This window comes from Sphingomonas sp. (assembly GCA_019635535.1).
In the GTDB taxonomy this organism is placed as follows: Bacteria; Pseudomonadota; Alphaproteobacteria; order Sphingomonadales; family Sphingomonadaceae; genus Allosphingosinicella.
This window is the reverse complement of sequence record JAHBZH010000001.1, coordinates 658,581-671,627: the sequence shown is the minus strand read 5'-3', so window position 1 is coordinate 671,627 and position 13,047 is coordinate 658,581. Positions and strand designations below refer to the sequence as shown.

Genomic DNA, 13,047 nt, shown 5'->3' with positions numbered 1-13,047 from the left:
ACCCTAATCCCGTAATCCGGCTCAGCCCTGACCCGCTGTTTAAGCATCTTCACCCGAACCGTCGTTCGAATCTTGCTTTTTTTGTGTTTGGAAAACGCTCGACAACGGCTTGCCTCTGATAATGGCGTCCATTATAGCAATGACGAAAATGATAGTAAATACTATCACAAAAGCTAAGGCCACAACGAAAACTATTACGAAAATTGTAGGTAGGTTTCTAGTAAAATCATACATGTTCCACCAACCATCAGGAACATGTTTGAGGAATTCTGTAGTTACTAAATGCCCAGAGAATGTAACCCTCGGGGCATCTTCCGCGCCTTGGTATAATAGTCCATATCTCGGATTGACGGTCCACACCAAGACAGAGAGACTCTCTCTCGGATTCAAATCCGGCAACTGATAATACTCACCTTGGTCATCTTCAATTATATTTAGGAAATTACCGCCGCGCCTAATTTGCAAGGAAGCTACATTCTCAGAAGTTATCCGTATTTGTTGAGCCAACCTTGTTCCATTGTTAGTGATCTCATATCGATATAGCGTTCCCGGCCCCGATGAATAGGCGACTAGCCAAGCCACTGCACGATCCGTAGCACGGGCATCCTCGCATAAATTTGAAGTCTCTGAATTCGACGATCGTTCTTCGTTTCCTGCCTGATCCTCTCGTCGCTCCTCACCAGACTGCAAAGTCTGACGATTGCTCTCACAGGCTGATCTTCTGAGGTCCGACAACATTCGGCGTGCCGATTCTCCTTCGCCAAATGGCGAAGCGACTTCCATCGGTATTTGGAAGTAGCTCGGCGTTATTTCAACGTGTAGAGCTCCAGCGGAATCGGGCTTTAAAAAAGCCACGATAGTTACGATCGAGGCCACGAAACCAACAATCGCAAAAAAGAAGAGGGCTGCTCCCGAGGCCTTTCTAACAGGCGATGAGGCGAAGCCGCTTTCTTCCATGGATCGAGATTGTCCTTTCGCGCCTATTCGGCCGCCACCCCAGCGCGGGTGAACATATCGTCCCCGCCCTCGCCTTCCGGCGCATCATTGGCCACCTTCGCCTTCTGCCGCCGGTCGAAATTGTCCCAGACCTCGTTCCAGTTCCCCCGGGTCGCGGCCTTCGAATATTCGGTCGCGCGGGTTTCGAAGAAGTTGGCGTGCTCGACGCCGTTGAGGAGCGGGGCGAGCCAGGGAAGGGGATGTTCGTCGACCATGTAGATCGGCGCGAAGCCCAATTGGCCGAGGCGCCAGTCGGCGATGTAGCGGATGTACTTCTTAATCTCCTTGGGCGTCATGCCGGGGACGGGGCCCTGTTCGAACGCCAAATCGATGAAGGCGTCCTCCAGCCGGACCGTCTTCTGGCAGACGTCGAGGATGTCGTCCTTCACACTCTTGGTCAGGCAATCCCGCTCCTTCACGAAGGCGTGGAAGAGGCGGGTGATGCCCTCGCAATGCAGGCTCTCGTCGCGGACGGACCAGCTGACGATCTGGCCCATGCCCTTCATCTTGTTGAAGCGCGGGAAGTTCATCAGCATGGCGAAGCTGGCGAAGAGCTGCAGCCCCTCCGTGAAGCCGCCGAACATGGCGAGCGTCTTGGCGATGTCCTCGTCATTGTCGACGCCGAAGGTGGCGAGATAATCGTGCTTGTCCTTCATCTCCTTGTACTGGAGGAAGGCGCTGTACTCGCTCTCCGGCATGCCGATCGTGTCGAGCAGGTGGGAATAGGCCGCGATGTGGACCGTCTCCATGTTGCTGAACGCCGTCAGCATCATCTTGATCTCGGTCGGCTTGAACACGCGGCCATATTTGTCGTGGTAGCAATCCTGCACCTCGACATCGGCCTGCGTGAAGAAGCGGAAGATCTGGGTGAGCAGATTGCGCTCATGCTCGGTCAGCTTCTGCGCCCAATCGCGGCAATCCTCGCCGAGCGGCACCTCCTCCGGCATCCAGTGGATCTGCTGCTGGCGCTTCCAGAACTCGAACGCCCAGGGATATTCGAAGGGCTTGTAGGTCTTGGAGGCCTGAAGAAGGGGCATTGGGGTTACTCCGCTTGCATTCGGGTGCCGGCCGCGCGGGCGCGCAGGCCGAGGGTGAGAAACAGAAGGGCGAGGCCGGCCGGAACCAGCCAGAGCCAGAGGAAGGTGGCGATCTCCGCCGCGCCAACGCCGAGCAGGCCGGGGCTGCACCGGTAGATGCCGATGAGCTTCGTCATCTTGCCCGAGGCGAAAGCCGCATCGCATGCCGCCGGCCAATCGGCCGAGGCGATCAGCACCAGGCCGAGACCCGCATAGACGAGCATCCCGCCGGCGATCAGCAGGAAAGCGCCCGATCCGATCTGGCGAACGGCGCTCATACCTCGTCCACCCTCACGATGCGGTTGCGGTCGCGATAGACGACGCGGGTGCCGCCGCGCGCGCCGACGCCGAAGACGACGATGCCGAGGAAATAGCCGAAATCGTACCAGCCGCCATTGTTGGGCACCGCGTAGATCGCGACATCGCCCATGAACAGGCTGAGCACCCACGCGACCGGGAAGATGAAGCCGTGCCACAACCCGAGCAGGAAGCCCGGCGCGGCCGGCGCCACCGCGTCGCCCGCCTGCGTCGCGCAGGCGGCGAGCGTGGCGAGCACGGCGAGGGCGAGGAGCGGGCGGGCCCGGGCCATCGCGATCAGAACTCCACCAGACCGAGGCCGGCGACGCCGAACAGGGCGGCGGCGACGAGCATCAGCACGCCCGCCTGGCGGCGCTGGCCGAAGCCGCCCTCGCGCCGCGACACGACCAGCACGCCGACGCCGATCACGGCGAAGAGGATGCCGATGGCGAATTTCGTGGTATCGACGATCGTCATCGGCTCATCCTTCCGCGCGGGGCGCCGGCAGAGGCGCTACTGGCAGGCCAAAGTGCCGCGCACTGACGATGATCCGGGGGATCATTGGCAAGCCAGGCACTCGTCATAATCGGTGCTTTCGAGCTGGATCTCCTTGAGATCGGGCGTGTTGTCCGCCTCGACGCCACCCGCGAAGCCGGCGCGCTGCACGCTCTTGGAGCGCAGGTAATAGAGCGATTTGATGCCCAGCTCCCAGGCGCGATAGTGGAGCATCAGGAGGTCCCACTTGTCCACGTCGGCCGGGATGAAGAGGTTGAGGCTGGTCGCCTGGTCGATATAGGGCGTGCGGTCCGCGGCCAGCTCGATCAGCCAGCGCTGGTCGATCTCGAAGCTGGTCTTGAACGTGTCCTTCTCCTCGCTCGTGAGGAAATCGAGATGCTGGACCGAGCCGCCCCGCTCCAGGATCGAATTCCACACGCTGTCGCTGTCCTTCGACTTCTCCTTGAGCAGGGCCTGGAGGTGCGGGTTCTTGATCGACCAGGAGCCGCTGAGCGTCTTGTGCGTGTAGATGTTCGCCGGGATCGGCTCGATGCAGGCCGAGGTGCCGCCCGCGATGATGCTGATCGACGCGGTCGGCGCGATCGCCATCTTGCAGGAGAAACGCTCCATCACGCCCATGTCGGCCGCGTCCGGGCAGGGCCCGCGCTCGTTGGCGAGCAGCATCGAGGCCTCGTCCACCTGCGCCCGGACATGCTTGAAGATCTTCAGGTTCCAGCTCTTGGCCATCGCCCCCTCGAAGGGCAGGCCGCGCGCCTGGAGGAAGGAGTGGAAGCCCATCACGCCGAGACCGACGCTGCGCTCCCGGCTGGCGGAATAGCGGGCGCGGGCCATCTCGTCCGGCGCGCGCTCGATATAATCGGTCAGCACATTGTCGAGGAAGCGCATCACGTCCTCGATGAAGGTCTTGTCGCCGTGCCATTCGTCCCAGGTCTCGAGATTGAGGCTGGAGAGGCAGCACACGGCGGTGCGGTCGGCGCCGAGATGATCGGTGCCGGTCGGCAGGGTGATCTCGCTGCACAGGTTCGACGTGGTGACCTTCAGCCCCAGATCGCGGTGATGCTTGGGCATCGACCGGTTCACCTGATCGATGAAGATGATATAGGGCTCGCCGGTCGCGAGGCGGGTCTCGACCAGCTTCTGGAAGAGGGCGCGGGCATCGACGCTGCCGCGCTCCGAACCGTCCTTCGGGCTCTGCAGCACCCATTCCGTGCCGTCGCGCACCGCTTCCATGAAGGCGTCGGAGATGAGCACGCCGTGATGGAGGTTGAGCGCCTTGCGGTTGAAATCGCCCGAGGGCTTGCGGATCTCCAGGAACTCCTCGATCTCCGGGTGCGAGATGTCGAGATAGCAGGCGGCCGAACCGCGCCGCAGCGAACCCTGCGAAATGGCGAGCGTCAGCGAATCCATCACGCGCACGAAGGGAATGATGCCGCTGGTCTTGCCGTTGAGGCCGACCGCCTCGCCGATGCCGCGCACATTGCCCCAATAGGTGCCGATGCCGCCGCCGCGCGAGGCGAGCCAGACATTCTCGTTCCAGGTGCCGACGATCCCCTCCAGGCTGTCCGACACGCTGTTCAGATAGCAGGAGATGGGCAGGCCGCGCCCGGTGCCGCCATTGGACAGGACCGGCGTCGCCGGCATGAACCACAGGCGCGAGATATAATCGTAAAGCCGCTGGGCGTGCGCTTCGTCGTCGGCATAGGCCGAGGCGACGCGCGCGAAGAGGTCCTGATAGGATTCGCCGGGCAGCAGATAGCGGTCCTGCAGCGTGTCCTTGCCGAAATCGGTCAGCAGATCGTCGCGGCTGCGATCGAGCTCCAGCGCGTAGGGGATCGGCGCCACCGATTTCGAATCGGCGGGGGCGGCCTTGGCCGGACGCTCCTGCACCTCCGTCGTCACGTCGTTCGCGCTCACTTCATTGCTGCCGGACAGGTCCATCACTCTACCCCATGTTCCTTATACGTTCCAGCGGAACGATACGCCATCATAGACGCCTTATATGGGGAGCGGCGGGCGATTTTGCGCTTGTCCCCGATATCCACAGAGACAGGCCGGCCTTGCCCGGCGGCAAATGCCCGCCGGGTCACGCTCCCACAACCGCTAGCGGCTCCCCCATTGAAGCGCCACTAGCCATTGTGCCTCATCTGGAATCAGACACAAGAGGGTAAATCCGCGTTAACGGACTCGGTTCGTCGCATTGGCGGTTTTCCGGGCTTTTTCCGGAAGGCTAGAATGCCCCGCCGAAAGAGGGAGACCGCCATGGCCCTGACGCTCTATGCCCATCCGCTCTCCTCCTATTGCTGGAAGGTGCTGATCGCGCTCTACGAGAACGGCACGCTGTTCGAGTTCCGGCAGCTCGATCCGGAGCATCCGGAGAACGGCGCCGAATTCGCCGCCTTGTGGCCGATCGGCAAGATGCCGGTGCTGGCCGACCGGGGGCGGACGATCGGCGAATCCTCGATCATCATCGAATATCTCGGCCTGCACCATCGCGGGCCGGTGACCCTGGTGCCGCATCATGCCGATCCCGACGCGGCGCTGAAGGTCAGGATGATGGACCGGATATTCGACCATTACGTCATGACGCCAATGCAGCAGATCGTGTTCGACCGGATCAGGCCAGCGGACCGGCGCGATCCTTATGGCGTGGCGCTGGCCCGCGCCATGCTCGACAGGAGCTGCAACTGGCTGGAGACGGAACTGGCCGACCGGACCTGGGCGGCGGGCGAGGATTTCAGCCTGGCCGATTGCGCGGCGGCGCCGGCGCTCCATTATGCGGACAAGGTACAGCCGTTTCGCGCGCACCTGCCCGTGCTGGGCGCCTATCTCGACCGGCTCGAGGCGCGGCCGAGCTTCGCGCGCGTGCTGCGGGAAGCCGAGCCCTGTGCGCATCTGTTCCCACAGGAGCCGGCCTGAAAACAACGGGGCCGGCCCTCCCTGCGGAAGGCCGGCCCCTCCCTCGTTACGCGACGCGAGGGAACCCAGGATACCGGGGCGGGACGCGGATACGCGGCGGCCAGCCCGGAACGCCAATGGCCGAGCGCGATTGAGCGGTGGCTGAATGAGCCCGTTATCCATGGTTCATCCGCCGGAACGCGGCGCGGCGATTGACTTTGCGCGCCGGCGGGCGGACGCTCCACCGGACCAGGCCCGAAGGAGGCGAGAATTTCTCAGGAAGATGAAAGAGATGCCGCCCGGGAGGCGGCGGGGGCAGCGCAGATCGCGCGGGTCGCGCTGATCGTGGCGGCCATGGCCTTCGCCCTGTCGGTGCTCGGCCTGTTCCTGCCGATCCGCTGAACGGGACCGGCAGGCGGGTGAGCGGCTCAGCGGCTTTCGGCGAGCAGCGCGCAGAGAATGTAGAGCAGGATGCCGAAGGGACCGAACAGGAAGAATGTCGCGGCGACCGCGCCGAGGCGGACAGCCAGGGGATCCCAGCCGGTGGCCCGGGCCAGGCCGGCGCAGACGCCGAGCAGCCTGGCGTTGGACTTGTCGAGGGCGAAGCTGTTTTCCATGTCGTCGATCCTGTCAGAAGCAGATTGGGCGGCGCGGGTGGCCGGCCCGGTCATCAGATGACCGGAACCGGACCGATGGCGGCGGAAATGAACAGGCTGCTGGCGACCAAAGCGGCGATCACCGAAGCGGCGATGTTCTGCAGGTTGGCATAAGAAAGCGTCATTTTTCGTCTCCGTTTCCGATCGCCGGACCATCCGACGATCATGCCCGATGATTCGCAGGGGGCGTGCCAAACGGGTTTTTTGGCGGAAAACCGACGTTTTTCAATTTTAGCGGGAGACTTGTCGGAAATTGCCGTGCCAACAGGTGGCGGATTTCGCCAAGGCTTGGCGGTGCGATTCCGAACGCTTGTCCGTTTCCGGACAGAAAAGATCAGTGCGCCGCGGATTCCTCCGGCGCGACGCCGGCGCGCTCCAGCTCCGGCCCGAGCCGGCCGATCAGCCACAGTGCCCACATGCGGAAATCGGCGGCGAGCGACCATAAGGGATAGGTGAAGGTCGCCGGACGATTGCGCTCGACGAAGAAATGTGCCGCCCAGGCGAAGCCGTAGCCGGCGACGGGCAAGGTTGCGAACAGCCACCAGCGTCCGGTGGCGAGCGCGCCGAGCGCGAGGATCACGACCAGGCTGGTGCCGATATAGTGCAGCGCCCGGGTGCGCGGCCGCCCATGCTCCCGCAAGTAGAAAGGCCAGAATTCGGCGAAGCTCTTACAGGTCCGCATCGTCGGAAGCTTCCGTTGCCGGCGCCGTCGCGCGCGGGCCGAGATGGCCGGCGATCATGCCACCGATCAGCGGCGCCGCCAGCGTGGCGAACCAGGTCCATGCCGGCACCGGATAGGCGACGGAAATGATCAGCGCCATCGCCGCCAGCACGCCCGCCGGCACCCAAACCGTCCAGCCAACCCCGGACAGACGGCGCGCGACATAGCCGCCGGCCAGCGCGCCGAGAAAGAAACCCAGAACGGTGAGCAGCAGCGCGGGGGTGGGCCGCGAGGCCATGGCCTGCGTCACCTGCGCGCGATCCCACATGTCGCTGATCGCCACCGGATAGAGCTTGTTGGTGAGGACATCGATGCCGATCTGCACCGCGAACGCCGCGACGATGCCCGCGACGATGCCGAGAAAAGTCCGCACGATAATGCCCCTCCAGCTTGTTCGCGGCGAGCCTATCGCAAGATCGGCGGAGGCGGAAGGGCGCCTCTGTCAGCTCCCGATGATCACGCCGCCATTGGGGTGCAGCACCTGGCCGGACATGTAGCTGGAATCGGCGCAGGCGAGGAACAGGAAGCTGGGCGCGACCTCGTTGGGCTGGCCGGGGCGGCCCATCGGCGTCGATTCCCCGAACGTTTCCATCTTCTCCTCGCTCGCCCCGCCGCAGGGATTGAGCGGGGTCCAGATCGGCCCCGGCGCGACCGCGTTCACTCGGATGCCCTCGCTCACCAGATTCTCCGACAGCGCGCGGGTGAAGGCGGTGATCGCGCCCTTGGTGGCGCTGTAGTCGAGCAGCTCCTCCGAGCCCTGGTAGCTGGTGACCGAGGTGCAATTGACGATCGCCGCACCCTTCCCGAGATGGGGCCGGGCCGCCCGGGTCAGGAAGAACATCGCATAGATGTTGGTCTGGAAGGTGCGCTTGAGCTGATGTTCGTCGATGTCGGCGATGTCCTGGTCCGGATGCTGCTCGCCGGCATTGTTGATCAGGATGTCGAGGCGGCCGAACCGGCCGACAGTTTCGGCGATCACTTTCTCGCAAAAAGCCGGATCGCCGAGATCGCCGGCGATGGCCAGCGCCTCGCGCCCCTCCCGCTCGACGATGCGCTGCGTCTCGGCGGCATCGTCATGCTCGCACAGATAGGCGATGGCGATGTCGGCGCCCTCGCGCGCGAACAAGGCGGCGACCGCGCGGCCGATGCCGCTGTCGCCGCCGGTGACCAGCGCGACCTTGCCCTTCAGCCGGCCGGAGCCGGGAAAACGCGGCCGCCAGTCCGGCTTCGGCTCCAGCCGGCTTTCATGGCCGGGCAGATCGCCCTCGCGAACCTTTTCGACGATGTCGTCGGCGGACATAGGAACGCTCCTCGCAATGATGTGCCACAAACCGGCGGCTGTCAGTCGCGGTTCCGCCGGGATTGGAATTGAGAACGAGTCGCAATAAAAGGCAGGCAGCGGGCATGTGTTTTATCGGGCCAAAACACCGGTTCGTCGAGCCGATCGTTTCGGGGGTGAAGCCGTTAGGCTGGCGTTCAGGTTCATCGCCCCACTCGTGTGCCACAAATGTAGCGGGCTGCCGGCCGGCAATCGGGGAGGGATTATGATTGCGAGGCGATACGACACGATGACGGGCGCACGCCGGGCGCTGGCCGTTGCCCTGATGGCCTCGGCCGCGCCGGCCTTCGCGCAGGACGCCGAAACGCCGGCGAGCAATGCCCCGCCCGCCGCCGAAAGCGAAACCCCGGCAGCCGCGCCGGAAGGGCCGCGCACCTACACGCCCGCCGATTTCGCCCGCTACGCGCCGCGCAGCGCGCTCGACATGCTGAACCGGGTGCCGGGCTTCGCGATCGACGCCGGCGACACCAGCCGCCGCGGGCTCGGCCAGGCGACCGGCAACGTGCTGATCAACGGCGAGCGCTTTCTCGGCCGGTCCACCGACATCTTCACCGAGCTGCGCCAGATCAGCGCCCAGAATGTCGTGCGGATCGAGATCGTCGACGGCGCGACGCTGAACGTCTCCGGCCTGACCGGCCAGGTGGCGAACGTCGTCACCTCGTCGCGCCAATTGTCGGGCAATTTCGCCTGGCGCCCGCAAATCCGCGCGCGGCGCACGCCCGCCCGGCTGCTCGACGGCGAGGTCTCGGTCAACGGCGCGCTCGGCGGCACCCAATATACGCTGAGCCTGCGCAACGACAGCCGACGCAACGGCAATGCCGGGCCGGAGATCGTCTTCACGCCCGACGGCACGATCATCGACCGGCGTGACGAGGTGCTGTTCGTCAACCAGGAAGCGCCGCGCCTCGCCGGCTCGATCCGCCGCGCCTTCGGCGACGGATCGGTGCTCAACCTCAACGGCGGCGTCGCCCTCTACCATTCCACCGTCGGCGAGGACGGAACGCGGTCCGGGACGGGCCAGCCCGACCGGGTGCGGACCGTCCGCGAGATCGAGCGTGAATATAATTACGATTTCGGCGGCGATTACGAATTCGGACTCGGCGGCGGCCGACTGAAGCTGATCGGATCGCACCGCTTCGAGCACAGCCCGTTCACCCAGACCCTGTTCGAAACCTATGCCGACGCCAGCCCGACTTTGGGGCAGCGTTTCACCCAGGTGGCGGACGAGGCGGAGACGATCCTGCGCGCCGAATATCGCTGGCGCGGCGGCGGCGGCGACTGGCAGGTCTCGGCGGAAGGCGCGCTCAACCGGCTCGACATCGAGAACGGCCTGCAGGTGCTCAATCCGGCCGGGGATTTCGTGCCCGTGCCTTTCCCCAATGCCGAAGGCACGGTGGAGGAGCAGCGGGCCGAGGCGATCCTGACCTACGGCCGGCCGCTCGCGCCCAGCCTGACCCTCCAGGCCTCGATCGGCGGCGAATATTCCGAAATCTCCCAGTCCGGCGCGAACGGGCTGACCCGCAGCTTCGTCCGGCCGAAAGGCTTCCTCAACCTCGCCTGGCGCCCGGTTGAAAATCTCGACGTGAGCGCGCGGCTCGAGCGGCAGGTGGGCCAGCTCAACTTCTTCGATTTCGTCGCCTCGACCAATGTCAGCGGCGGCACGACCAATGCCGGCAACGCCAATCTGGTGCCGCCGCAGAGCTGGAACGCGCAGGTGCAGGTGACCCGCAACCTCGGCCCATGGGGCACGGCGACGGCGCGGGTCTACGGCCGGCTGATCAGCGACGTGGTCGATGTCGTGCCGATCGGCCCGACCGGCCAGGCGCCGGGCAATCTCGACGGGCTGGCGCGGGTCTACGGCCTGCAATGGACCAGCACGTTCAATTTCGATCCGCTGGGCTGGCGCGGCGCGCGGCTGGACATGAACCTCCAGTTCCAGCGCACCTCGCTCGAAGACCCGCTCACCGGACGGCGCCGGCCGATCAACGAGAATCTGACGCGCCGGCTGGAGGTCAATTTCCGCCACGACGTCCCCGGCACCGACTGGGCCTGGGGCGCCAGCGCCTTCCAGTTCCGCCAGTCGGAGGGCTTCCGGCTGGATCAGAGCTTCCAGTATCTCGACACGCCGGGCAGCCTCGGCCTGTTCGTCGAGCACAAGGACGTGATGGGGCTGACGGTGCGCGCCAGCGTGGACAACCTGCTCGACACCAACGAGAGCTTCCGCCGATCCTTCTTCGACGGGCGCCGCAACGCGACGAACAGCAACATCGCCTTCACCGAATATCGTGACCGTCCCTATGGCCCGATCTTCACGCTTTCGATCAGCGGGACGATCTGAGCGGAGTGCCTCCGGCATAACGGGAGGCGCGGTCCGGCAGGCGGCCCGGCTCCGGCCGGAGCAGATCGCTACCGCGTAGCGGCCGGCCCTGCGCGCCTTCCCGGCGGCAATCGGCGACGATATTGGGATAGGGCAGGTCGCTATTGGCGAGCAGCGCCGCTTCGGCCGCAGCCAGGCAGGCCTGTTCCGAGTGGTAGCGCGTTTCGCCGACGCGCAACTCGCGGCACCGCGCATCGCTCTCGCCGCAGCCCAGGATCGCCATCACGAACAGCACCGGTCCCATGCCGGCTCCTTCCTCAGCCGACAATGCGGCGGAGCGGCGGGGGTTCCCTTCGTTATGCCGGCGGCGCTTGGGTTCCGGCACGACCGGCCCTATCTGGGACGCCATGGCGGAGAACGGGACGAGCGCAGCGGTGAAGGACAATCCGGGCTGGGCGACGTTCCGGCGCTTCCTGCCCTATCTCTGGCCCGCCGGCGAGACCGCGCTCAAGACCCGCGTCGTCATCGCCATGCTGCTGGTGCTGGCCGCCAAGGCGACATTGATCGCCATGCCCTATGCCTACAAGGCGGTGGTCGACCGGATGGCGCCGGGCTTCGAGCCAGCGGTCGGCCTCGCCCTCGCGCTCGTCTTCGCTTACTCCGCCGCGCGCTTCGGCAGCGTGCTGTTCGACAATCTCAGGAACGCGATCTTCGAGCGGGTCGGGCAGGACGCGGCGCGGCGATTGTCCGAGAACGTGTTTCGCCACGTTCATGCGCTGTCGCTGCGCTACCACCTCGAGCGGCGCACCGGCGCGCTCACCAAGATCGTCGAGCGCGGCACCAAGAGCATCGATTCGATGCTCTACTTCCTGCTCTTCAACATCGCGCCGACGATCATCGAGCTGGCGGCGGTGTGCGTCATCTTCTGGTTCAAGTTCGGCCCCGGCCTGGTCGCCGCGACGCTCGTCATGGTCGCCGCCTATATCCTGTTCACCCGCATCGTCACCGAGTGGCGCACCAAGCTCAGGCGCGAGATGAACGAGATCGACAATCAGGCGATCGCACGCGCGGTGGATTCGCTGCTCAATTACGAAACGGTCAAATATTTCAACGCCGAGGCGCGCGAGGCGGAGCGCTACGGCACGGCGGTGCGCGCCTATGCGAACAGCGCCGTCAAGAACGAGACCAGCCTCGCCTGGCTCAATATCGGCCAGTCGCTGATCACCAATATCATGATGCTGGGCGCGATGGGCTACAGCGTCTGGGGCTGGTCGCGCGGGCTCTTCACCACTGGCGACGTGGTGTTCGTCAACACGATGCTGGCCCAGCTCTTCCGCCCGCTCGACATGCTCGGCTTCGTCTATCGCAACATCCGCCAGGGCCTGATCGACATGGAGCAGATGTTCGGCGTGATCGACACCAACGCCGAGATACGCGACGTGGCCGATGCGCCGGACCTCCACGTCAGCGCCGGCCATGTCCGCTTCGAGAATGTCCATTTCAGCTACGAGCCGGGACGCGAAATCCTGAAAGGCGTGGACCTCGACGTGCCGCCCGGAACGACCGTCGCGGTGGTCGGCCCGTCCGGCGCGGGCAAATCGACGCTGTCGCGGCTGCTGTTCCGTTTCTACGATCCGCAGGCGGGCCGGATTTCGATCGACGGACAGGATATTTCAGGTGTGAAACAATCCGCGCTGCGCGCCGCGATCGGCATCGTGCCGCAGGACACCGTGCTGTTCAACGACACGATCGGCTACAATATCGGCTATGGCCGGGAAGGCGCCGCGCAGGCGGAGATCGAGGCGGCGGCGCGGGGCGCGGCGATCCACGATTTCATCCTGTCGCTGCCCGAAGGCTATGAGGCCAAGGTCGGCGAGCGGGGCCTGAAGCTTTCCGGCGGCGAGAAACAGCGCGTCGCCATCGCGCGGACCTTGCTCAAGGACCCGCCGATCCTGATCCTCGACGAGGCGACCAGCGCGCTGGACAGCCGCACCGAGGACGCGATCCAGGAAACTTTGAGCAACGTCGCCGAACGGCGCACCGCGATCGTCATCGCCCACCGTCTCTCCACCGTGGTCGATGCCGACCAGATCGTCGTGCTCGACGAAGGCCGCGTCGCCGAACGCGGCACCCATGCCGAATTGCTGCGCGCCGGCGGCCTCTATGCCGAGATGTGGACGCGCCAGCAAAGCGAACGCGAGGCGGAGGAGAAGGCCGAAGCGGCGGAATAGCCC

At 64.9% G+C, this 13,047-nt stretch carries 14 protein-coding genes; 3 read left to right on the top strand and 11 right to left on the bottom strand.

What is annotated here, in order from left to right; translation table 11 throughout:
* Nucleotides 1-39: 39 nt before the first annotated feature.
* The 6 genes from KF780_03515 to KF780_03490 form a co-directional block, all read right to left on the bottom strand.
* Complete coding sequence (locus tag KF780_03515) at nt 40-957, bottom strand: hypothetical protein (GenBank protein MBX3560861.1); 918 nt, start codon at nt 955-957, stop codon at nt 40-42.
* A 23-nt stretch (nt 958-980) separates the two neighbouring features.
* A complete protein-coding gene (locus tag KF780_03510) occupies nt 981-2,033 on the bottom strand; it encodes a ribonucleotide-diphosphate reductase subunit beta (protein ID MBX3560860.1) in 1,053 nt (350 codons plus the stop codon).
* Between the two features lie 5 nt (nt 2,034-2,038).
* Nucleotides 2,039-2,350, bottom strand: coding sequence for a hypothetical protein (locus KF780_03505; GenBank protein MBX3560859.1), 312 nt, complete (start codon nt 2,348-2,350; stop codon nt 2,039-2,041).
* Nucleotides 2,347-2,661 carry a hypothetical protein gene (locus KF780_03500; protein ID MBX3560858.1) on the bottom strand — a complete coding sequence of 105 codons (315 nt, stop codon included), beginning with the start codon at nt 2,659-2,661 and terminating at the stop codon, nt 2,347-2,349. The genes KF780_03505 and KF780_03500 overlap by 4 nt, the downstream gene beginning before the upstream one ends.
* A gap of 5 nt (nt 2,662-2,666) precedes the next feature.
* On the bottom strand, nt 2,667-2,846 hold the full coding sequence (locus KF780_03495; protein ID MBX3560857.1) for a hypothetical protein: 180 nt from the start codon (nt 2,844-2,846) through the stop codon (nt 2,667-2,669).
* Between the two features lie 81 nt (nt 2,847-2,927).
* Complete coding sequence (locus KF780_03490; GenBank protein ID MBX3560856.1) at nt 2,928-4,823, bottom strand: ribonucleoside-diphosphate reductase subunit alpha; 1,896 nt, start codon at nt 4,821-4,823, stop codon at nt 2,928-2,930.
* A gap of 327 nt (nt 4,824-5,150) precedes the next feature.
* Here KF780_03490 and KF780_03485 point away from each other — a divergent pair, with 327 nt between their 5' ends.
* Nucleotides 5,151-5,801 (top strand): glutathione S-transferase family protein, encoded by a 651-nt coding sequence (locus tag KF780_03485; GenBank protein ID MBX3560855.1) that lies wholly within the window; start codon nt 5,151-5,153, stop codon nt 5,799-5,801.
* A 407-nt stretch (nt 5,802-6,208) separates the two neighbouring features.
* Here the strand turns inward: KF780_03485 and KF780_03480 are convergent, their stop codons facing one another.
* The 4 genes from KF780_03480 to KF780_03465 all read right to left on the bottom strand — a co-directional run bounded on the left by KF780_03480 (nt 6,209) and on the right by KF780_03465 (nt 8,457).
* Complete coding sequence (locus KF780_03480) at nt 6,209-6,397, bottom strand: PspC domain-containing protein (protein MBX3560854.1); 189 nt, start codon at nt 6,395-6,397, stop codon at nt 6,209-6,211.
* A gap of 373 nt (nt 6,398-6,770) precedes the next feature.
* A complete protein-coding gene (locus tag KF780_03475) occupies nt 6,771-7,118 on the bottom strand; it encodes a DUF962 domain-containing protein (GenBank protein MBX3560853.1) in 348 nt (115 codons plus the stop codon).
* Nucleotides 7,105-7,530, bottom strand: a complete 426-nt coding sequence (locus KF780_03470) for a hypothetical protein (protein MBX3560852.1) — start codon at nt 7,528-7,530, stop codon at nt 7,105-7,107. Before KF780_03470 ends, KF780_03475 begins: the two co-directional genes overlap by 14 nt.
* A 69-nt stretch (nt 7,531-7,599) precedes the next feature.
* Complete coding sequence (locus KF780_03465; protein ID MBX3560851.1) at nt 7,600-8,457, bottom strand: SDR family oxidoreductase; 858 nt, start codon at nt 8,455-8,457, stop codon at nt 7,600-7,602.
* Between the two features lie 244 nt (nt 8,458-8,701).
* Between KF780_03465 and KF780_03460 the strand changes: the two genes are divergently transcribed.
* Nucleotides 8,702-10,834 (top strand): TonB-dependent receptor plug domain-containing protein, encoded by a 2,133-nt coding sequence (locus tag KF780_03460; GenBank protein ID MBX3560850.1) that lies wholly within the window; start codon nt 8,702-8,704, stop codon nt 10,832-10,834.
* Here the strand turns inward: KF780_03460 and KF780_03455 are convergent.
* Nucleotides 10,818-11,222, bottom strand: a complete 405-nt coding sequence (locus KF780_03455) for a hypothetical protein (protein MBX3560849.1) — start codon at nt 11,220-11,222, stop codon at nt 10,818-10,820. The genes KF780_03460 and KF780_03455 overlap by 17 nt on opposite strands.
* Here KF780_03455 and KF780_03450 point away from each other — a divergent pair.
* A complete protein-coding gene (locus KF780_03450; protein ID MBX3560848.1) occupies nt 11,221-13,044 on the top strand; it encodes an ABC transporter ATP-binding protein/permease in 1,824 nt (607 codons plus the stop codon). The two genes, KF780_03455 and KF780_03450, sit on opposite strands and share 2 nt — an antisense overlap.
* Nucleotides 13,045-13,047: the final 3 nt, after the last annotated feature.